This is a genomic window from Kribbella sp. NBC_01505 (assembly GCF_045040285.1).
In the GTDB taxonomy this organism is placed as follows: Bacteria; Actinomycetota; Actinomycetes; order Propionibacteriales; family Kribbellaceae; genus Kribbella.
This window is the reverse complement of record NZ_CP109425.1, coordinates 1,620,656-1,639,992: the sequence shown is the minus strand read 5'-3', so window position 1 is coordinate 1,639,992 and position 19,337 is coordinate 1,620,656. Positions and strand designations below refer to the sequence as shown.

The 19,337-nt window shown below is 68.2% G+C and carries 19 protein-coding genes; 6 read left to right on the top strand and 13 right to left on the bottom strand.

Annotation, left to right across the window (positions count from 1 at the left end; genetic code table 11):
• Positions 1-23 precede the first annotated feature (23 nt).
• Both OG474_RS07365 and OG474_RS07360 read left to right on the top strand, forming a co-directional pair.
• Positions 24-446 (top strand): hypothetical protein, encoded by a 423-nt coding sequence (locus OG474_RS07365; RefSeq protein ID WP_405061456.1) that lies wholly within the window; start codon positions 24-26, stop codon positions 444-446.
• Positions 443-1,474 (top strand): 4-hydroxy-3-methylbut-2-enyl diphosphate reductase, encoded by a 1,032-nt coding sequence (locus OG474_RS07360; protein ID WP_405061455.1) that lies wholly within the window; start codon positions 443-445, stop codon positions 1,472-1,474. Before OG474_RS07365 ends, OG474_RS07360 begins: the two co-directional genes overlap by 4 nt.
• Before the next feature lie 5 nt (positions 1,475-1,479).
• On the opposite strand, the gene OG474_RS07355 is transcribed toward OG474_RS07360, so the two are convergent.
• The 6 genes from OG474_RS07355 to OG474_RS07330 all read right to left on the bottom strand — a co-directional run bounded on the left by OG474_RS07355 (position 1,480) and on the right by OG474_RS07330 (position 7,028).
• Positions 1,480-2,100, bottom strand: a complete 621-nt coding sequence (locus OG474_RS07355) for a hypothetical protein (RefSeq protein ID WP_405061454.1) — start codon at positions 2,098-2,100, stop codon at positions 1,480-1,482.
• The gene (locus OG474_RS07350) at positions 2,093-2,620 is read right to left on the bottom strand and encodes a SigE family RNA polymerase sigma factor (RefSeq protein ID WP_405061453.1); all 528 of its coding nucleotides are present in this window, start codon (positions 2,618-2,620) and stop codon (positions 2,093-2,095) included. The genes OG474_RS07355 and OG474_RS07350 overlap by 8 nt, the downstream gene beginning before the upstream one ends.
• Entirely contained in the window at positions 2,620-3,219 is a 600-nt protein-coding gene (locus OG474_RS07345) for a hypothetical protein (protein ID WP_405061452.1), read from the bottom strand. Before OG474_RS07345 ends, OG474_RS07350 begins: the two co-directional genes overlap by 1 nt.
• A complete protein-coding gene (locus OG474_RS07340) occupies positions 3,216-3,755 on the bottom strand; it encodes a SigE family RNA polymerase sigma factor (RefSeq protein ID WP_405061451.1) in 540 nt (179 codons plus the stop codon). Before OG474_RS07340 ends, OG474_RS07345 begins: the two co-directional genes overlap by 4 nt.
• Before the next feature lie 127 nt (positions 3,756-3,882).
• A complete protein-coding gene (locus tag OG474_RS07335) occupies positions 3,883-6,579 on the bottom strand; it encodes a VWD domain-containing protein (RefSeq protein WP_405061450.1) in 2,697 nt (898 codons plus the stop codon).
• Between the two features lie 2 nt (positions 6,580-6,581).
• Positions 6,582-7,028 (bottom strand): hypothetical protein, encoded by a 447-nt coding sequence (locus OG474_RS07330; RefSeq protein WP_405061449.1) that lies wholly within the window; start codon positions 7,026-7,028, stop codon positions 6,582-6,584.
• An 87-nt stretch (positions 7,029-7,115) separates the two neighbouring features.
• Between OG474_RS07330 and OG474_RS07325 the strand changes: the two genes are divergently transcribed.
• A complete protein-coding gene (locus tag OG474_RS07325) occupies positions 7,116-10,355 on the top strand; it encodes a BTAD domain-containing putative transcriptional regulator (protein WP_405061448.1) in 3,240 nt (1,079 codons plus the stop codon).
• On the opposite strand, the gene OG474_RS07320 is transcribed toward OG474_RS07325, so the two are convergent.
• Together OG474_RS07320 and OG474_RS07315 are read right to left on the bottom strand one after the other, a co-directional pair.
• Complete coding sequence (locus OG474_RS07320) at positions 10,352-11,122, bottom strand: class I SAM-dependent methyltransferase (RefSeq protein WP_405061447.1); 771 nt, start codon at positions 11,120-11,122, stop codon at positions 10,352-10,354. The two genes, OG474_RS07325 and OG474_RS07320, sit on opposite strands and share 4 nt — an antisense overlap.
• 78 nt (positions 11,123-11,200) lie before the next feature.
• A complete protein-coding gene (locus OG474_RS07315) occupies positions 11,201-11,578 on the bottom strand; it encodes a winged helix-turn-helix transcriptional regulator (RefSeq protein WP_405061446.1) in 378 nt (125 codons plus the stop codon).
• A gap of 89 nt (positions 11,579-11,667) precedes the next feature.
• Between OG474_RS07315 and OG474_RS07310 the strand changes: the two genes are divergently transcribed.
• Entirely contained in the window at positions 11,668-12,282 is a 615-nt protein-coding gene (locus OG474_RS07310; RefSeq protein WP_405061445.1) for an NAD(P)-dependent oxidoreductase, read from the top strand.
• Here the strand turns inward: OG474_RS07310 and OG474_RS07305 are convergent.
• The 3 genes from OG474_RS07305 to OG474_RS07295 are packed head-to-tail and all read right to left on the bottom strand — an operon-like array spanning position 12,276 to position 14,922.
• Positions 12,276-13,388: an SRPBCC family protein gene (locus OG474_RS07305; protein ID WP_405061444.1), complete on the bottom strand. Its 1,113-nt coding sequence runs from the start codon at positions 13,386-13,388 to the stop codon at positions 12,276-12,278. The two genes, OG474_RS07310 and OG474_RS07305, sit on opposite strands and share 7 nt — an antisense overlap.
• Before the next feature lie 7 nt (positions 13,389-13,395).
• Positions 13,396-13,713, bottom strand: coding sequence for an SRPBCC domain-containing protein (locus OG474_RS07300; RefSeq protein ID WP_405061443.1), 318 nt, complete (start codon positions 13,711-13,713; stop codon positions 13,396-13,398).
• Between the two features lie 18 nt (positions 13,714-13,731).
• Entirely contained in the window at positions 13,732-14,922 is a 1,191-nt protein-coding gene (locus OG474_RS07295; RefSeq protein ID WP_405061442.1) for a glycoside hydrolase family 64 protein, read from the bottom strand.
• Positions 14,923-15,239: 317 nt separating this feature from the next.
• Between OG474_RS07295 and OG474_RS07290 the strand changes: the two genes are divergently transcribed.
• Together OG474_RS07290 and OG474_RS07285 are read left to right on the top strand one after the other, a co-directional pair.
• Entirely contained in the window at positions 15,240-16,136 is an 897-nt protein-coding gene (locus OG474_RS07290; RefSeq protein WP_405061441.1) for a hypothetical protein, read from the top strand.
• Between the two features lie 73 nt (positions 16,137-16,209).
• A complete protein-coding gene (locus OG474_RS07285; protein ID WP_405061440.1) occupies positions 16,210-17,418 on the top strand; it encodes a DNA recombination protein RmuC in 1,209 nt (402 codons plus the stop codon).
• 65 nt (positions 17,419-17,483) lie between these two features.
• On the opposite strand, the gene OG474_RS07280 is transcribed toward OG474_RS07285, so the two are convergent.
• Together OG474_RS07280 and OG474_RS07275 are read right to left on the bottom strand one after the other, a co-directional pair.
• Complete coding sequence (locus OG474_RS07280; RefSeq protein ID WP_405061439.1) at positions 17,484-18,290, bottom strand: polysaccharide deacetylase family protein; 807 nt, start codon at positions 18,288-18,290, stop codon at positions 17,484-17,486.
• A gap of 68 nt (positions 18,291-18,358) precedes the next feature.
• Positions 18,359-19,285, bottom strand: coding sequence for a DUF817 domain-containing protein (locus OG474_RS07275; protein WP_405061438.1), 927 nt, complete (start codon positions 19,283-19,285; stop codon positions 18,359-18,361).
• Positions 19,286-19,337: the final 52 nt, after the last annotated feature.

The window sequence follows — 19,337 nt, the reverse complement described above, 5'->3', positions numbered from 1 at the left end:
AAGACCCCTGCAGGCTTCATGCTGTGGACGTGAACGAGGGATATGTGCGGTGGTATGCGCCGCTGGCCGTGACGTGCATCGTGTTGTCGTTCCAGCCGATCCTGCCGGCCGAGAGGTACGGCAGCATCTGGGAGATGACCGGCCGTGGCGGCTCGGGGAGTCCGGCGGCGATCGGCGCGGTCCTGATGGCCGGACTGATCGCGCTGCTCGCCCATGCGAGCTTCCGCCCGCCCACGAGACTGCGCGTCCCGGCCGGGATCGCCGTACTGTCGGGCCTGATCGCCGTGATGCTGATCACAAGGCCCGGGGTCGGTAAGCCGCGTCCAGAGCTCACTTCGTTCGGCGATGCCGCGCTCGCAGTCGCGATCTGCACCTGCGTGCTGGCTTTTTTCCACCTGCGACGGCTGATGAGGCCCCGGGGGCGGGCCCGTACGATGGGGGTGTGACTGCCCAGCCTGAAGACACTGGTACGACGACCGCCGTGCGGACGAAGCGGGTGCTGCTCGCTGCTCCTCGGGGGTACTGCGCCGGCGTGGACCGGGCGGTCGTGGCGGTCGAGAAGGCTCTCGATCTGTACGGCGCCCCGGTCTACGTGCGCAAGGAGATCGTCCACAACAAGTATGTCGTGGAGACACTGACGAACCGCGGCGCGATCTTCGTCGACGAGACCGACGAGGTCCCCGAGGGCGAGACCGTGATTTTCTCCGCGCACGGCGTCTCGCCGGTGGTGCACGCCGAGGCGGCGGCCCGGCAACTGAAGACGATCGACGCGACCTGCCCGCTGGTGACGAAGGTGCACCACGAGGCGAAGCGGTTCGCCGCGACCGATTTCGACATCCTGCTGATCGGGCACGAGGGTCACGAGGAGGTCGTCGGGACCAGCGGCGAGGCGCCGGAGCACACCACGATCGTGGACGGACCGGACGACGTACCCAATGTCACTGTCCGGGACCCGGAGAAGGTCGTCTGGCTGTCCCAGACGACGCTGTCGGTCGACGAGACGATGGAGACCGTACGGCGGCTGCGCGAGAAGTTCCCGCTGCTCCAGGACCCGCCGAGCGACGACATCTGCTACGCCACCCAGAACCGCCAGGTCGCGGTGAAGAAGATGGCTCCCGAGGTCGACCTGATGCTCGTGGTCGGCTCGACGAACTCCTCGAACTCGGTCCGCCTGGTCGAGGTCGCGATCGAGTACGGCGCCAAGGACGGCCACCTGGTCGACTACGCCGCCGAGATCGACGAGAAGTGGCTCGACGGGGTCGAGTCGGTCGGGCTGAGCAGCGGCGCGAGCGTGCCGGAGATCCTGGTCCGCGACGTCCTGCGCTGGCTGGCCGAGCGCGGCTACGCCGATGTCCAGGAGGTCACGACCGCCGAGGAGAGCCTCACCTTCGCGCTGCCGCGCGACCTGCGGGCGGATCTGAAAGCGGCCGGACGGCCGACCACTGGCACCTCCGACCACGCCTGGACGCTCTAGCAGCGCTAGTTGATGACGACCGGGATGCTCGCCGTGGCGTCCACCTTCACGCCGCAGAACCGGGTCCGGTAGGTGTACGTGTAGGTCCCGGGCCGCGGGTAGGTGTGGGATTCCGCGATCGGTTTCCCGCTCCCCTTGAACGGTGTCTTCGCCTTCACACACTCCGAGCCGTTGCTGAACGAGCTGAAGATGTCGCTGTCGTCCCCCCAGCTGTACGCCGTGCCCTGCCCGAGCGCTACCAGGTGGTTGTCGGGCACCTCCAGGCCACCGTCCGCGATCGGGCGCAGCACGGTGCCGCTCATCGAGATGTTCATCGTCACCGTCCGGCCGGTGACGTACGGCTCCAGCGTGACCTTGACGCCGTACGGCGACGGCGTGGTCGGTGTCGACGACGGCGTGCTGCCGGATGGCGGTCCGACCACCGGCGGCTGGCTGTCGATCTCGCTCAGGTTGCCCGAGATGGCGACCACGGCGGCCACGGCGGCGGTGGCCAGTACGGCGACCCCGGCCGCGCGCCGGCGGCGTACCTTCCGGACCCGGGCGAAGACGGCCTGACTCGGGACGGCGGTCGGCGGCGGCGGATCGGCGACGAGGCGCTGCATGCGCGCGTGCAGATCGTCAGTCATGGTCGACCTCCTTCCGTTCCGGTTGGGTGATGCCTACAACGAGCTGGTGTTCCCGGAGTTTCGCCAGGCCGCGGGACACGTTGGACTTCACCGTGCCGATCGAGCACCCCATGATGGTGGCGATCTCGGCCTCGGGGAGGTCTTCGAAGTACCGCAGCACCAAGGTTGCCCTGGTCCGGCGGGGAAGCGTAGCCAATGCCCGCAACAGCAGGTCGCGATCGTCGACGACGCCGTACTGGGAGTCGCCGGCCGGCTCCGGGAGCACCTCGGTGGGGGTCTCGCCCTTCCACTTGCGGCGCCACCACTGGGTGCTGGTGTTCACCATGGCGGTCCGGGTGTAGCTCTCCAGGGCGTTCGCGCTGCGCAGCGAGTTGCGGTGGAACCACACCTTGGTCAGCGCGGTCTGGACGAGATCCTCGGCCAGATGCCACTCGCCGGTGAGCAGATACCCGAAGCGCTGCAGAGCCGTGAACCGTCCGTCCACGAACTCCGCGAACTCCTGGTCGCGTTCAGCGCTCATCAGCCGACCACCAGATTCACCGACTTCTTGCTCGTCACGAGCTCCCCGTTCGCGTCGCAGAACTTCACCGCGAAAGTGACGGTATAGGTTCCGGCCTTCGGATAGGCATGCGGGTCCAGGTGGTAGGTCCCCGCGCCGGTGAACTGCTTCGTCGATCCCGTGCAGTCGATCATGCCGTTGTCTCCGCCGTCCGGTTCGCCCTGACCCCAGTCCGCGGTGAAGCCGGTGGACAGGTCGAAGAACGACGTGGTCGGCAGATACTCCCCTTCAGCCCTCGGCACCAGCACAGTCCCGCGCACGGTGACCGCGATCTTCCCGACCTGTCCGGTGACGGTCGGCGCCAGCTCGATACTCACGGTCCCGACCGGAAGCTTCTCCGCCGTCGGCGGTCCGAGCACTGGCGGCCGGCTGTTGCTGTCGCCGAGGTTGCCGACGATGCCGAGCACGGCCGCGACAGCCGCAGTGGCCAGTACGGCGCCTCCCGCGGCCCGGCGCCGCCGTACCTTCCGGATCCGGGCGAAGACCGCCTGGCTCGGGATCTGGCTCGGCGGCGGTGGGTCGGCGACCACGCCTTTGAACAGCGTCTGCAGGTCGTTCATGATTCGATCACCTTCATTGCGGTGGGCAGCCGTTCGGGTGCCGAGATGCCGGCGACGAGTCGGTGCTCGCGGAGTTTGGCGAGCCCCCTGGAGACGTTGGACTTCACGGTGCCGACCGAGCACCCCATGATCTGCGCGATCTCCGCCTCCGGGAGATCCTCGAAGTACCGCAGGACCAGCGTCGCCCTGGTACGGCGCGGCAGCGTGGACAGCGCCCGGAGCAACAGGTCCCGGTCGTCGACGACGCCGTACTCGGACTCACCGGCGGGCTCGGGCAGGATCTCGGTCGGAGTCTCGCCCTTCCACTTGCGGCGCCACCACTGGGTGCTGGTGTTCACCATCGCCGTCCGGGTGTAGCTCTCCAGAGCGTTGCCGCTGCGCAGCGAATGGCGGTTGAACCACACCTTGGTCAATGCCGTCTGCACCAGATCCTCGGCCAGATGCCACTCACCGGTCAGCAGATACCCGAAGCGCTGCAGAGCCGTGAAGCGTCCGTCCACGAACTCCGCGAACTCCTGGTCCCGTCCTGGGTCCATCCCCGTAACCCACCTCTCATCTCGTTCCTCCATCGTGATGAGGTGGCGGTGCCGAAAGGTTGAGTCGTGATCCGGGTGAGTCCAGACCGACATCTGAGTTCACCCGGTACGACGTTCCTCCCGTGCTTCAGCCCTGCTTCAGCGTGAAGCGGTAGTCGTGGGTGCTGGTGTCGTCGGACCAGATGACGACGGCCTTGTCCTGGCCGGGCTCGACCGCCTGGTCGTAGTCGAAGCACAGCTGCCCCGGAGTCCGGATCTCCGGCTCGGCCGGATCCGCGTAGCCGTAGCTGAGCGGGTCGTCGCAGGGCTGGTCGCTGTTCACGCTGACCGTGGAACCGGTCGGCTTGAAGGTGTAGATGTCGACCCGCCCCGGGACGTCGATCCGCCCGGTGACCGCTCCGCCGGCCGGAACCGTCAGCTTCCGGACCTTGAGCGTGACGACCCGGAACTGAAACTTCCCGGTCGCCGGCTGACCGTTCGCCTGCAGCGCGACCGACACCTTCACCGTTCCCGTCTTCGCGACCCCGAACTGATGCGGTCCCGGCAGCAGGGCCGGTACCCGGTTGGTTGCCTCGGCCAACGACACGGTCACGCCGTCGGTCGCGTCGACGATCTCGAACTGCGTACTGCCGGCCAGGTCCACCTGGAACGACATCTCCTGATCGGCCTTGTCGATCGACCCGGAGACCAGCTGGCCGTCCTTGATCACCCCACCGGCCGCCGGCCCCGGCGTCTGCGTCGGGGCCGGCGTCGTGCTCGGGGTGTTCGCGACGGGCGGCTGCGCGGCCGCGGCGTCGATCGCGAATCCGCTCCGACCGGTCAGCCCGACATCGAGCTGGCAGTCCGTCATCGTCCGCGGGTCGCGGACCCCCGCCGCACTGCAGACGATCGCGGCCTGCTCCTGCTGCCACTGCGGCAGGTCGGCGGTCCGGATCGGCTTGTCCGGGTAGGACTTGTCGGTGAAGGTCGCCGTACTCTGCGAGGGCGCATAGGTGAACAGCGAGCCGGCCTGGCTGATCCGCACCTTGTCGGTCGCCGCTCCCTTGCCCGGAGCACCATCGTTGGCTTCGGCACCGTCGAAGTTGCCCAGCAACCCGGTGAACGTTCCTTTCCGCGCCGCCGCAGGCTTGACGCCCATCCGCAGCCCCATCCCCGGTACGCCGACGAAATCGATGTCGGCCGCCGACCTGTCCGGCCACGTCACCCGGTACGAATCCTGCCCCGGCACCGTCGCCGAATCCCGCCGGACCACGCTCGCCGGCAGTTTGCCCGGTTTCCCGTTCACCAGTACGGCGATCCGCGGCGTACCACTGTCGAACTCGATCCGGTCCGCGCCGACCCGGACCGCGATCGCCGACGTGATCGCGACCTGCCGTCCGGGCACGTCCGGGTACGGCGCCTGCCGGACCTGGATCTCGAGATCCGTACCGGACTTCGCGCCGACGAACTCACCCACCGCCTGGAAGTCGTACCGCTGCCCGTCGAAGGAGACCAGATGCGGATCGCTGAACCAGCGCGCGATCGCATCGAGCACGTCACCGTCGTCATCGTCGCCGGTCTCGCCCTTGTCCGGCTCCGGTTTCGGATGGCAGCCCTCGATGGCCGCCGCGACCGAGCCGGTCACCGGGGGGATCTGCAGACCGGAGTAACTGGTCCGCGACCCGGTGTCGTGCTGGGACGCACGGAAGGCGTTCTCGTACAGCGTCGCCTTCGACTCCGCGACCGACGCCTGCCCACCGGGCGTACTGCCGGCGTACTGGCAGGGTGAGTCGTCCCGCGTTCCTTTCAGCCAGTCGGCGGCGTGCACCAGTTCGTGGTAGAGGTTGGCGCAGTTGTCGATCTGGATGTCCGGATCGTCCTTGAGTGCTGTCTTGTCGTTCGGGTTCCAGCCGACTTTGGCGCCGGTCGGCGGCGTGGTGCCGTCCTCGCGCGGCCGCTTCGGCGGGTCCGGATCAGTCCGGTCTCCTTCGGACTGGTCGGTCGGGTAGAGACCGAACGTGCCGTCCTTCTGTGCCTTGTCGATGGCGTCCAGGATGTTCGCCGGATCACCACCGGGCTGGTTGAACTTGTCGAGGCAGCCGCTGGCCGCGGCCCCGAAATCGCCGTCGGCGCTGGCTGGGGCCGGTCTGAGGCTCTGACCGCCGGCCGCGACCAGGAGCCCGATCAGCAGGGCACCTGCGACCACCCGACGCTTGCGGCGCCGCACCAGCAGGAAGAGCAGCAGTACGACGGCCAGTGCGACCGGTACCGCGATCCACCACAGCAGGTGCGACACGTTGGCCACGGTGGAGGACTGACCGATCCGGAACGAGACATCTGCCCGTGCGGACAGACCTGCGCAGTCGTTCTTGCTCGCTGCGGGCACCTGGTAGAGGGCATGCACCTGATAGACCCCTGCCTTGCCGGCGTCCCAGTCCGTGGTGAGCGCCGTACCGGAAGGCAGCAGGCCGACCGTTGACAGCGTTGTGCCCTCGATAGTGAAGTCCACCTGCTGTCCGGGCGCGACCGGGTGCTCCTGGTGGCTCAGGAAGGCTGCGAAACCAGACCGGTACGACGTGGGCCGGGCGGTCCACGTGGTTGTCGCACCGTCCCGGTTTACCGCGGTAAACGACAGGGCGCCGTCTCCGCTGCTCACGAGGTTGCAGGTGCTCGTCGTACGGTTCGTGACCTGGAAGTGCAGCCGGACTGGTTCGCCGACCGCGTACACCGCCTTGTCGGCCTGGCCGGTGAGCTCCAGACCGGTCGGAGCGGCCTGAGCGGCCGGTGCGATGGCACCTGCCGCTGCGGCCGCGAGAATGAGTCCAGCGATCCGTCGGATCGACATCGTCAGCAGCTCTTCGCGTGCCAGGCGTCGAGCGCGTCCAGGTCGGCTTTCATCTCCGGAGTGCTCAGGCGCTTGACCACCTCGCTGCCGGGGTGCCGCAGTGCGGAGACGACGAACGCCATCGCCTCGCCGGGCTTCTTGATCTCGGCGGGGATCTCGGCCATCCACGTGTTCATCCGGGCCACCGCGGCCTGCGGGTCATCCGGCTGGGAGCCGTCCCGCACGCTCTTGACCAGGTCCACGACGAACTGCTCGTCGTCACAGACCTGTCCACCACCGCCACCGGCCGGCGCACTGGGCTCCTCGCTCGGCTCTCCGGCCGGGGGAGTTGTCTGCGTCTGGGTGGGCGCAGGAGCCGGGGCGGCGCTGTCGTCCGAGCTCTTGCAGCCGGCCAGGCCGAGGACCGAGACGGCGGCCAGGACTGCGGCGGCAGAGGTGAGGCGGTTCATGGTGGGACACCTTTCAAGTTGTCTGTACCTGCACCACGCTCCCCTTCGGGCATATCAAATGCGTTTCGTGCCCACTTCACGCCGCTGGTGACTACCATCGCTGACGTGTACTGCCGCGTGCTGGGACCCGTCGAGGTCGAGATCGACGGGCGCACCGTCGAGGTCGCCGGTGCGGTCCCGAGGCGGTTGCTCACAGCACTCACCACCAGCAATCGCCCGCTGCCGGACGACGAGCTCGCCGAGCTGGTCTGGGGTGTCGAGCCGCCGGCCGACATCGCCAGTGCGCTCCGGGTGGTGGTCTCCCGGCTGCGGACCGCTCTGGGACCGGGGGGTCGGGACCACGTCGTCCGCACTGAGCACGGCTACCACCTGGTGCTGCCGACCGACTCGTTCGACCACGTGCGCTTCGTTGCCATGGTCAACGACGCAGCCGCGGCTCTGAGCGCAGGCCAGGCCACAGTCGCCGTACGGCGGTATCAGGCGGCCCTTGAGTTGTGGCGGGGCCGGCCGTGGTTCGAGCTGGACGGGTCGCCGGCGATCTCCGGCCTCCAGGCTCGGCTGGACGAGCTGCACGCAGTAGCGGTGGAGGAGTCGGCCGCAGCCCAGCTGACGGCCGGTGCGACCACCGCCGCGGTCGGTGCGCTCCGAGAGGCCGTTGCCGCGACCCCCTATCGCGAGCGGCGCTGGGAGCTGTTGGCCACAGCCCTGTACCGGAGCGGCCGGCAAGCGGACGCGCTGGCTGAGCTGCGCACTATCCGCGAGTTGCTGGCCGACGAGCTCGGTATCGACCCCGGACCGGTACTGCGCGACCTGGAACGCCGCATGCTCGGTCAGGACCCGACCCTGCTGCCCACGCCGACGGCGTACCGGGCAGATGTTGCCTCCAGCACGTTCGTCGGCCGCACTGCGGAGCTGGCTCAGCTGACTGCGCTGTTGCCCGCCGGAGGGTTCGCGCTGGTCACGGGGGAGCCCGGGATCGGGAAGTCGACTTTGCTCTCGGAGGTCGGCCGCGCCGCGACACGCGTGGTGGAGGTGCGGGTCGTCGAGGGGACGCAGCCGTTCTGGACCTGGCGGGAGGTGGTTCGGCAGCTCGACGGTTCGGTCGCCGACCTGCTGCCGGAACAGCTCGCCGGTACGCCGTTGGCCGTGGAACGCCGATTCGCCCTCTTCGACCGGTTCGCCGAGTACCTCGGCTCCGTGGGCGGCCTGACGATCCTGATCGACGACGCCCAGTGGATGGACGGCGTCTCGCTCGCACTCCTGCTGCACCTGGTCCGCCGCCGGCTCACCGGGCGCGTGACGATCGTGATCGCGGCCCGCACCGCCGAGTTCGCCGAGCGCGAGGGCGCGGCCGAGATCCAGCAGCTGATCGGCCGGTACGGCATCCAACTCGCCCTGACCGGCCTGCCCCCTGACGCGGTTGCCGAGCTGCTGCACTCGGCCGCTCCGGAGATCGTTGCCTCGGTCATCGAACGGACCGGCGGGAACCCGTTGTTCGTCGAGGAGCTCAGAGTGGCCGAGGGTGTGCCGGAGGTGATTCGGGACGCGGTTCGGCAGCACCTGCACTCGCTTCCCGAGGACTGCCGCCGGACGCTGAGTGCCGCCGCGGTCGTGGGGCGAGTGATCGACGTACCGACGACGAGCGCGCTCACCGGTCGTCCGGCGGCCGACGTACTCGGTCAGCTCGACGATGCGCTCGGGTGCGAGGTGCTCGTCAGGGCCGGTGCGCGTTTCGAGTTCCGGCACGATCTGCTCCGCGAGGTGCTGGCCGACGACCTCTCATTGGTCGAGCGGGCGGCGTTGCATCTGCGGATCGCGCAGTACCGGGAAGCCGTCGCACCGGATCGCGTCTCCGACATCGCGCGGCACCGGCTGGCGGCCCTGCCCTTGGGCGACCCCATGGCCGCGATCGCCGCTGCTGAGGCTGCGGCGGTGGCCGCTGTGCAGAGTCTGGCGGCCGAGGACGCGGCGTCCTGGTACGAGCGGGCCATCGCACTGGCTGAGCCGACGGCGGCCGATCGCGGCCGGTTGCTGCTCGGTGCGGGGCGGGCCTGGTTCTTGGGTGGTCAGCGGGATCGGGCGATCGAGCGCTGTGTCGAGGCCGCGCAGCTCGCCCAGCGCGCCGGTGACGCAGAGCGGCTGGCACGTGCCGCGCTGGCCCTGCCAGAGGCACCGGATGTCCGCTGGCTGCCTTTGGTGCGGTCCTGGTGCGAGGTGGCATTGGCTGGGCTGCCTGACACTGACAGTTCGTTGCGTGCGCAGGTCCAAGCCCAGCTGGCGCTGAGCCAGGTCAACAGCCCGGATGCGGCCAAGCCGCTCGAGTTGAGTGCGCAAGCGCTGGCTATGGCGGAGCGAGTGGCCGATGACGACGCGCTGCGGCTCGCACTACGCGCCCGCCAGATCGCATGCTCCGCTCCTGAAGGCGCGAGGGAGCGGTGGACGCTGGGAGATCGCATGGTTGCTCTTGGCCGGCGCACCGCTGACCTGGACGGTACGGCGTGGGGACGCCTCTGGCGGTTGGACGCCATGGTGCAGCTCGGCCGGACTGGGCAGGCCTGGACCGAGCTGGACGAGTTGGCGAAGGTCCTGGCGCGACTTGGCGATGTGGGCCTCGAGTGGAATGTCACGCGAGCCCGGGCGGCCCTGACCATCGCCTCCGGTCGTTTCGACGAAGGCCGCGAGCTGGGCGAGCGAGTCCGAGCCACTGTTCCGTCGGGTGAGGTCGCTCCGGCGGGGCGGTGGTTGCAGCACCCGATGCAGCTCAGCACGCTCACCGGCGACGCCTTCGAACTCGACTTCGACGCGGTGGTGCCCCCGGGCATGAACCACCCGATGGCCGCAGCATCCCTATTCATCCACCTCGCGCCCTGGGACCTCGCCCACGGCCGCCCGGCCGAGGCCGAGCGCCGCTACCGGGAGCTCCCGGCCAACGGCACGGTGGAGTCCCCGATCTTCCTGCGGCTGCTGTTCGAGGCGGTCCGAGGTGGCGTCGCGGCGGAGCTTGGTGACGAGGACGGTTGCCGGCATGCGTACGCCGTACTGGAGCCGTATGCCGACTTGCACGTGACGACTGGTGCTGGGATCGCGTTGGTGCTCGGGTCGGTGCAGCACTATCTCGGTGTGACGGCTCCCGATGCGGAGCGCGCGGCTGAGCATCTGCGGGCGGCGGTCCGCGCGAACGAGCTGGCTGGGTTCGAGCCGTTCGCTGCGCGGAGCCGTTACCACCTGGCCCGGTTACAGCCCTCGGCCGAGCTGATCGCCGCGGCCCGGGAGACGGCCGTACGGCTGGGGATGCGGCCACTGCTGGCCGCGCTGGATGCGCTCTAGCGCTGGGCCTCGAGCAGCATGTAGTCGACGACGAACTCGGGCATCCACTCGGTGAGCAGCGCGATCACGTCCGCCCGCGCCGCGTCGTACAGGCCGGCTTGTCGAAGCAGTGGGCCGGTCTGCACGCCCATCGGGTGCAGGTCGAGGTGCGTGGTCCAGTACTCGGCTGGTGAGCCGATCGGGAAGGTCAATTGGTGCCGGGTCGCGGTCACTGTGAAGCCGTGCGGGCCGAGCAAGTCGGTGACTGCGACCGGGTCGTGCCAGACCTGCGCCTGAGGGGTGGCGGACGCGCCGGCAGTGGCCTTGGCGACAGCCCGGCCCAGGCGTCCGAGCATCTCCTCGAACGGGCCTCCTGGCGACCAGGCGGTCAGCAGGATGCGGCCGTCGGCCGCGGTCACCCGGGCCAGCTCATCGGCAGCGGCTCGCGGGTCCGGGGCCATGATCACGGCGAAGTTCGACAGGACTACGTCGGCGGAGCCGTCGGGCAACGGGAGGTCCGCCGCGGTCCCTTCCAGCACGGTGATCTCGAGACCCTTGGCTGTGGCCGTCCGTGCGGTGACGTCACGCAGGCGGGCGGCCGGATCGACAGCCGTGACGCGGACCCCTTGCTCGGCGGCCAGCAGTGCGACGCTGCCGGTCCCGCAGCCGACGTCGACGACGTGCTCAGACAGCGCACCCACACCTGCCGCAGTCACGAGAACCTGAGCGGCCTGCGCCAGATCCTTCGCGGTCCATTCGTACTCGCCGATTCCCCAGTCGAGCTCCACGGTCTCTCCTTCGTCCCCGACCACCGTGTGCGGTCAACGCTCCAAAGGTAGGAATCTGCCCTTTCAGAGCCGTATCAGTCACACGGTGGCGTCGTACTGCTCCTGGGCGTCGTTGATCGCGTTGATGTGCTGCTCGGCCCACTCGCTGACAGCGGTCAGCGGGTCGATCAGGGAGCGGCCCATCGGGGTCAGGGCGTAGACCACGCGCGGCGGGACCTCGGCGAAGACCTCGCGGGTGACCAGGCCGTCGCGCTCCAGCCGGCGCAGAGTCTGGGTCAGGACCTTCGGTGCGACGCGGCCGATGCCGTCGCGCAGCTCTGTGAAGCGCAGCGGCCCGTGCTGCAGCAGCAGCACCGCCAGAGCGGTCCACTTGTCGCCGATGCGGTCCAGAACCACTCGGGTCCCGCACTGCGGGTCGAAGAGATCGCCCCGCTCGTATTTTCCATTAGTAACCACAAGGTACTTATAGCACGTTGAAGTAGCCAGTAACCAATCGATACCATTGGGGACAAGTTGAGTTTTCATTCATTCTGAAGGGGTTAGCTATGAAGATCGCGGTCTATGGCGCGAGTGGCATGGTCGGTAGCCGGATCGTCGCCGAGGCGGTCGGCCGCGGGCACGAGGTCACCGGTGTGACCCGCTCCGGTGGCGACTTCCCGGCCGGTGTCCAGGCTGTTCAGGCCAGCGCGAACGACGTCGCCTCGGTCAAGGAGATCGTCGGCGACGCGGATGTGGTGGCCGTGGCGCTCGGCCCGAGCCGGACCGGTGGCGACCCCCAGGACTACGTCGACGCGGTCGACAACCTGCTCGCGGCTGCTCGCGGTACGGAGACGCGGCTGCTCTTCGTCGGCGGCACCGGCGGTCTGACCATTGGCGGACAGCGTGTGGTCGACGGGCCCGACTTCCCGGCCGAGTACAAGCCGGAGGCGCTCGTCGTCGCCAATGTCCTGGATACTCTGCGGGCCACCGACGAGACCGTCGACTGGACGATGCTGCACCCGGCGTACGTGATCCAGCCCGGCGAGCGCACCGGCACTTTCCGGCTCGGCCAGGACGAGCCGGTCGGTTCCGAGATCTCGGCCGAGGACTACGCGGTCGCACTGATCGACGAGGTCGAGAAGCCGGCCAACCGCCGTCAGCGTTTCACCGTCGGCTACTGACTCAGCGGCTTCCCCAGGTACCCGCGGGCGATCATCGTCACCCATTCGTAGACGGCGTCCTCCGCGGGTGCCAGCGGTCCGGGACGGAAGTGCGGCGACTCGGCGCCACGCTGCACCGACTCGCACGCGGCCCAGTCCTCGCGATTCGTGACGTCCCAGAACTCCACCGCGTACGACGGGTCCTGCACCTCGGCCGGGAAGTACCAGGAGCACTCGATCGCGGTCAGGCCCGGCGAGCGCGGTTCCATCCGGTGCGTCATCACGTAGTCGGGATGCAGGGAGATGAGCAGGTTCGGGAACAGTCCGAGGTAGTTCACCCGGCGCGGATCCACACCGGGCAGCGGGACGCCGTACGAGCGGCCGTCGAGCGACATGGTCTCGGCCTCCGGGCGCAGGTCCATCAGGCCGCCGACCCAGGCGCCGGGCAGGTTCCAGTTGTCGCCGGAGGTCGGCGGGGAGACCTTGCACAGCTCGGGATGGATCAGCGGGCAGTGGTAGCACTCGTGGTAGTTCTCCACGACTGTCTTCCAGTTCGACGCGACGTCGTACTGGTGTCTGGCCTTCAGAACCAGACCCTCCGGTGCATAAGGCGCGACGAGGTCGGTGAGCCCGCCGACGTGCTCCGCGAACGCGGTCGCCGTACCGGTCGCGTTCACGAACAGCCAGCCCTGCCAGACCTCCGAGGGCAGTTCGACCAGCCCGTACGGCGTTGTGTCGAACGACTCGCCCATCCGGGGCGCGGCCTTGACCGCACCGGTCAGCTCGTACGACCAGCCGTGGTACGGGCAGACCACGGCTCGGCGGTCACTCGACTCACCTCGCTGCAGCAGCTCATGGCCGCGATGCCGGCAGGTGTTCGCGAAGGCCCGCGGTTGATCGCCAAACGTCAGTAGGACGTTCACGTCGCCGACTGTCAGCTGCTGGTGCGTGGTGGTGGACAGCTCGGCTACGCGGCCGAGGCAGGTCCAGCTACCGGCGAAGAAGTGCCGGCGTTCCCAAGCCAGGACAGCAGGATCGGTGTAGGCGGCCTGCGGCAGCATGACCGACTCGCCGTGCGGACGCAGCGAGGCTTCCAGAGCGCGGGGATCGACGGGCGCGTTCACCATCTCTCCACTATCGGCGCTGGACCTCTTCGGCGTACAGGTCGAGCATGTCCTGCCAGTCGTCACCAGTGGCGGTGAGGTCGAGGCGGGTGCCGCCGCTGACCGGAGTGAACGTGACGGTCACGTGGTCGGCGGTCTGCGGGTCCCGGTCGGGGTGCCAGGTGAAGCTGACCGACTTGGCCGGGTCCCAGTCGGAGACTGTTCCGCGCCAGGCGCCGGCGGCAGTTCTGAGTCTGCCGCCGACCGCACCCTCGAAGTGCAGGAACTGCGCGAAAGCGGTGGATGCCCGCTCGGGGTCGACCGGTACATCCACCGTCCGCTTCTGCATGTGTTCAGTGGATCAGCTTCAGTTGAAGGGATCCAGCGTCAGGTACGCCTGGGCCGGGTTGCCGTCGTGGACGAGGGCCTCGTGCGCGCCGACGTCGTCGAAGGCGAAGCCGTACGCCTTGCCGTCCACCATCTGCTCGTGCACCTTCTTCGAGTACTGGTTGGTGATGCCGTCCTTGTAGAAGTTGGCGTTGTTCGGGTCCGGCTGGTTCGGGTTCACCAGCAGGGTCGACCGGTTGTAGCCGGCGCAGAGGGTCCGCGAGATCGGGCCGCGGACCAGGTCGTTCGGTGCGTCGAGCAGCTTGAAGCAACCGAAGATGCTGGCCGAGTCAGGCTTCTGGAACGACGTGACGGTCTGGCCCGCGCTGTTGGTGAAGTTCATCGTGTTGCCGGACACGCGGCCGAAGTACTTGGTGTTCGGCTGGTCGGTGAACGGTGTCACGGTGAGCGTCTGCGAGCTGTACTTCGACCAGACCCGGTTGACGTAGTCGTCCATCGCGTTCGCGGGCAGTCCGCCGGTTTCCACGCCGTACAAGGGAGACAGGGCGCGTAGGGTGCCACCGTTGGGCGCTGTCTGGATCAGGCCGCCCCAGCCGCCGGACTGGCCGCGGAGTGAGTTGAAGAAGGCGTTGTAGCCGCCAGGCTTCAGATGCCCGGTGCTCTTGGTGGTGCCACCTGTGGGCTGCACGCCGACGGCGTACGGGACCGAGAACATGTCGACCTGGGTGCTGTTGATCCACAGGCCGGAGTCGTTCAGTGTGTATTCCGACCAGCTGAACAGGATGTTGCGGTTCGGGTCGGACGGATTCTGTACGGCGGGTTGCACCAGGCCGCCGGTGGTCAGTTTGAACACCAATTTCTGCCCGTAAGAGAAATACACGCGCCCGGAGAACTTGGGCATCCGTATCGTGAGGGACTGTCCGTTGGCGGGGCCTGCGATGGACGCGTCGGGTGCTGGGGTCGGTGGGTTGCCGCCGGCCGGCCAGGCGTGGAAATTGCCGGCCGCATCGGCCCAGCCCTGCTGGCCGGTGGCCAGGTTGGTGCCCAGGTTGTAGATGTACAGGGCGTCGCCACGGCCCGACTTGTTGCTGATCTGCAGCGGAATGGTGGCCGGAACGGCCGCTGCCGGCGTGCTGCTGCCGGCGGTGAGCAGACCGGCCGCGGTCACCAGAGCCGCGACGATCGCCGGGAGATGGAGTCTTTTGCGCACAAGTTCCTCCTCAGATCTGTCCCAGGGTGAGAAGGCGATGCACACGGGCGGCGAGGGACGGGAGGGCGCCGTCCGTGCTCAATCACGAGTCCTGCTTGAGAGCGCTCTCATAGTCCCGTGAATTCACCCCATGCTGTCAACAGCTCACTGTTGTCGGATCCCCGCCAACTTGATCCAATAGCTATGTGTGATCCGCCGAACACTCTGCGTCGTTCCCGGGCCTCCGCCATCCGCCGCTCCCCGACATGCGATGTCGCCGCGGGCAGGAGATCATCGGGCCTTGGGTCGACCAGATCTTTCAGTGAGGAAGGAAAGTAATGGCAGGCACGATCTGGATTCCGGGCGCCGAACGGATCACACCGTCGTCGCCCGGTGGCACCATCACCTCGAAAGCACCGCCCCGCGTGGTCTGGCACACCACCGAGGCCGACCCCGGTACGTCGTCCGTCTGGACCGCGATGATCCGGGTCCTGAAGAACAAGTCCGCCGAACCGCAGGTGCTCTACGACCCGCTGACCGATCGGCTGGGCCAGTTCCTGCCGCTGAACGTCGGGGGCCGGGCGCTGCGCAACGACGGCTCGACCCTGACGAACCGGGTCGGCCAGGCCTGTATCCAGATCGAGGTGATCGGCCGCTCCGCCACGCCGTTCACGGGGTACTGGAGACCGGGAAAGAACTTCCGCGCGTTCATGGCCGCAGTGCGGTCCTGGGGAATCAAGGACGTCTGGCCCGCCGGGCCGCCCCCGAAATTCATCGCCAGCCCGCCCCACAACGTGCCCGAGTCACCTCGCAGCCGGACCATCTGGCTGAACCGGGGCGGCCACTACGGTCATAGTCACATTCCCGGGAACGACCACGGGGATCCAGGGGGCATCAGCACCACCGCATTGTTCGCCGCCGGCGGCACACCATCGAAGGAGTTGTTCACTGTGGGGCAGTACGAAGAGTTGCTGAAAGAGATCAAGATCCAGGGCGACGCGACCCGCAAGGAGATCCGCCGGCAGGCGATCTGGGGCGAGCGGTACGAGGCCCAGACCGTCGACGAGCGGCTGCGGGCCGACCAGGCCTTCGACAGCGCGTACGACGCGGCGCGGGAGGCCGGCAAGACCGAGATCGAGGCGCTGAACGCCGGCCAGGCGGCCGCGGCCAGCACGCTGCGGCCGCTCGTCACCGACCTGACGAACATGGCGGTCCGGAACGAGCAGAACAAGTGAGTCACCGCGATCTGCGGGGGCACACCGTGTAGGTGTACGGAAACTGTCGGTGGCGTCCGGCACCATCTGTGACATGAGTGGCGCGACGGTATTACTGGTGCTGTTGTTCCTGGTGGTGGGTCTGCTGCTGGGAGCGGGGTTCGGAGTGCTCTGGGCGCGCGGTCGCGATGGTGCCGCGCTCGCCCGGATCACTGCCGAGCGGGACGCGGCCGAGGATCGCGTCGTCGACCTGACCCAGGAGCGGACGGCCGTCGGCCAGCAGATGGGCGGCCAGGCCGTGGTCAAGGAGGCGCTCGACCGGCTGCACGCCCAGCTGAATCAGTTGGAGCGCGGCCGGGCCGCCTGGCAGAGCGAGCTGCACCAACAGGTCAACGAGGTTCGGATCAGCGGCGAGGCACTGCGCCGGGAGACGGCGTCCTTGTCGACCGCACTCCGAAAACCCCAGGTCCGCGGGCGTTGGGGTGAGCTGCACCTGCGGCGGACGGTCGAGCTCGCGGGGATGGTCGCGCACTGCGACTTCACCGAGCAGACCACGACGTCCGGTTCCGGTGAGGACGGGCTGCTCCGGCCCGACCTCGTCGTGCGGCTGGCCGAGGGCAAGAATCTGGTCGTCGACTCCAAGGTGCCGCTTTCGGCGTTCCTGGAGGCGGCCGAGTCCGACGACCCGGATTTTCAGGAGGACAGGTTGCGGGCGCATGCCCGGCATCTGCGTGTCCACGTCGACCAACTGGCCGCGAAGGCTTACTGGACGCGGTTGTCGCCGTCGCCGGAGTTCGTGATCCTGTTCGTGCCGGGGGAGTCGTTCCTGTCGGCCGCGCTCGACGTCGAGCCTTCCCTGCTGGAGTATGCGGCCGAGCGCCGGGTGATCCTGGCGACGCCGACCACGTTGATCGCGACGCTGCGGGCCGCGGCGTACGCGTGGAACCAGTCGGCGCTGACCGAGTCGGCGCAGCAGGTCTTCGAGCTCGGCCGCGAGCTGTATGACCGGTTGAGCGTGATGGGCGACCATCTCGGCCGGGTCGGGCGTTCGTTGACCTCGGCGGTCGAGGCGTACAACGGGACGGTCGGGTCGTTCGAGCGGCGGGTCTTCATCACCGCGCGCAAGCTCCGCGACCTGCACGTCACCGAGGCCGAGCTCACCGCGATGGAGTCCATCGAGGCGTCGGTCCGGCCGTTGACGGCACCGGAGTTCCTTGTTGCCGATGACCAGGAGCCGATCCGTCGCTGGCCGGTGTCCGAAGCACCGCATCACCCGCCGCTGGCCCCGCCTCAGGCCGGCTGACCCGTTGGCAAACGACAACCGGCCGACCCCTTTGTGGGAGCCGGCCGGTTGTGTAGCTCCTTGAATCAGGGCTGCTTGCAGTCCATCGCGAGGAAGGAGTAGCCCTTCGCCGCCAGCAGGGTGAGTGCCTTGTCGAGCGCGGCCACGGTCTGCGTGCGGTCGCCACCACCGTCGTGCATCAGGATGATGTTGTGGTTGCGGGCGTTGTTCATGATGTTCTGGACGATCGCGTTGACACCCGGCCGGGCCCAGTCGCGCGGGTCGACGTCCCAGAGCACCTGGACCATCCCGGCGTCCTTGATGTCCTTGCGGACCTTCGGGTTGCTCGCGCCGTACGGCGGCCGGAAGCAGGTCGACTTCGGTCCGTCGAAGATCTGGCGGTGCCGCTCGGCGTCCGAGATCGCGGTCAGCTGCGGGTGCGAGATCGAGTGGCTGCCGATAGCGTTGCCTGAGGCAAGTACTTGCTCACGCAGCCCCGGGTGGGCGGCCTGCATGTTCCCGAGCTCGAAGAACGTCGCGTGCGCGTTGTGCTTGGCGAGTGTCTCGAGCACCTTCGGCGTCCAGTACGGATCGGGTCCGTCGTCGAAGCTGAAGAACAGGACCTTCTTGTTCTTGCCCTTGACCAGGCTCGCGGTCGGGTCGGCGGCCGGATTGCGCGGGGTCGACGGCGGCGCGTTGTTGCTCGGTGTGTCGGTCGGCTCGCCCGACGGCGTCGTCGACGGCGTCCCGGCCGACGGCGGCGGTGCCGGCTGCGAGCTGGCGGCGGTCGGATGTGGCTGGCGTTCGTGTCCCAGCGCCAGGACCAGCAACGCACCGGCGACGACGACCAGCGCCACCCCGGTCGCGATGAATGCGGCGAACTTTCGGGACATGATGCTCCCTCTCTAGCAGGCGGATGATCCCCAGCTCCCCCTCAGGAGCCTCACACTCAGAAGACGCGTCAGCCCCTTGTGTGGTTGGCATCTTCGTGTTGCGGTGAGGTCTCAGCGCCTTCACGTTCTCTGTAATCGGCTGCTGGTGTGACCTCGGTCGCACGCGGTGTCGCCACTGTCGCGGGGGTACCGCGGTGATACAGCCTGCCCTCAAGGGCCTTGACACTCGCGACCAGTACGAAGCTCATGCTGACCAGCAAGGCCCACGCGCCGAACTTCGCCGGGTGCACGAGTCGCCACACGTCCACCTGGTCCGGGTAGTTCCAGGCATCCAGGAACGTGCCGAAGTTCTCGGCGATCCACAGGAAGAAGCCGATCAGCCCGAACGACACCGCGAGCGGCATCCGGTACCGCCGTACGCCGACTGTGTAGAAGACCCAGGTCCTGCGCAGAACCCAGAGCAGTGCGACGGCGATCGGGATCCGCAGGTCGGGGATCCAGCGATGGGTGAAGAAGTTCGCATAGATCAGTACGGCGAGGATCGTGGTCGCGACCGGGCGGTAGCCGCTCACCCGTAGATCGAACCGCCGCCAGGCCTGGCAGATGTAGCTGCCGACCGCGGCGTACATGAAGCCGGCGAACAGCGGTACACCGCCGAACTTGGTGACCGCGTCACCCGGGTACTGCCAGGAGCCGATCCGGACCTTGAAGATCTCCAGCCCGAGGCCGACCAGGTGGAACCCGAAGATCACCGCGACCTCGCGCCAGGTCTCCAGCCGCACCGCCCAGAACAGCAGCGTCAGGGCGAGGCAGTAGATCAGCAGCGCGTCGTACCGGGCGATCGGGAGGTCGACGTACTTGGAGATCGCGAGGCCGGCGAAGAGGAACGCCGGGAACAGGCAGGAGACCAGTTCGAGCAGGCCGAACCGCAGGAACTGGAGGCAACCGAACACGAAGCGTGAACGATTCGGGACGAGCTTTCGCCAACTGGTCACAGAGTGGAGACGTTACTTGCTCTTGCCTGGTTCGGACGGATAGATCATCCGG

Bases quoted from the DNA above. Each gene is read 5' to 3' on its own strand.
- OG474_RS07355 (WP_405061454.1), bottom strand. From the start codon at position 2,100: ATGACTGACGATCTGCACGCGCGCATGCAGCGCCTCGTCGCCGATCCG.
- OG474_RS07350 (WP_405061453.1), bottom strand. From the start codon at position 2,620: ATGAGCGCTGAACGCGACCAGGAGTTCGCGGAGTTCGTGGACGGACGG.
- OG474_RS07345 (WP_405061452.1), bottom strand. From the start codon at position 3,219: ATGAACGACCTGCAGACGCTGTTCAAAGGCGTGGTCGCCGACCCACCG.
- OG474_RS07340 (WP_405061451.1), bottom strand. From the start codon at position 3,755: ATGGACCCAGGACGGGACCAGGAGTTCGCGGAGTTCGTGGACGGACGC.
- OG474_RS07335 (WP_405061450.1), bottom strand. From the start codon at position 6,579: ATGTCGATCCGACGGATCGCTGGACTCATTCTCGCGGCCGCAGCGGCA.
- OG474_RS07330 (WP_405061449.1), bottom strand. From the start codon at position 7,028: ATGAACCGCCTCACCTCTGCCGCCGCAGTCCTGGCCGCCGTCTCGGTC.
- OG474_RS07310 (WP_405061445.1), top strand. From the start codon at position 11,668: ATGAAGATCGCGGTCTATGGCGCGAGTGGCATGGTCGGTAGCCGGATC.
- OG474_RS07305 (WP_405061444.1), bottom strand. From the start codon at position 13,388: ATGGTGAACGCGCCCGTCGATCCCCGCGCTCTGGAAGCCTCGCTGCGT.
- OG474_RS07300 (WP_405061443.1), bottom strand. From the start codon at position 13,713: ATGCAGAAGCGGACGGTGGATGTACCGGTCGACCCCGAGCGGGCATCC.
- OG474_RS07290 (WP_405061441.1), top strand. From the start codon at position 15,240: ATGGCAGGCACGATCTGGATTCCGGGCGCCGAACGGATCACACCGTCG.
- OG474_RS07285 (WP_405061440.1), top strand. From the start codon at position 16,210: ATGAGTGGCGCGACGGTATTACTGGTGCTGTTGTTCCTGGTGGTGGGT.
- OG474_RS07280 (WP_405061439.1), bottom strand. From the start codon at position 18,290: ATGTCCCGAAAGTTCGCCGCATTCATCGCGACCGGGGTGGCGCTGGTC.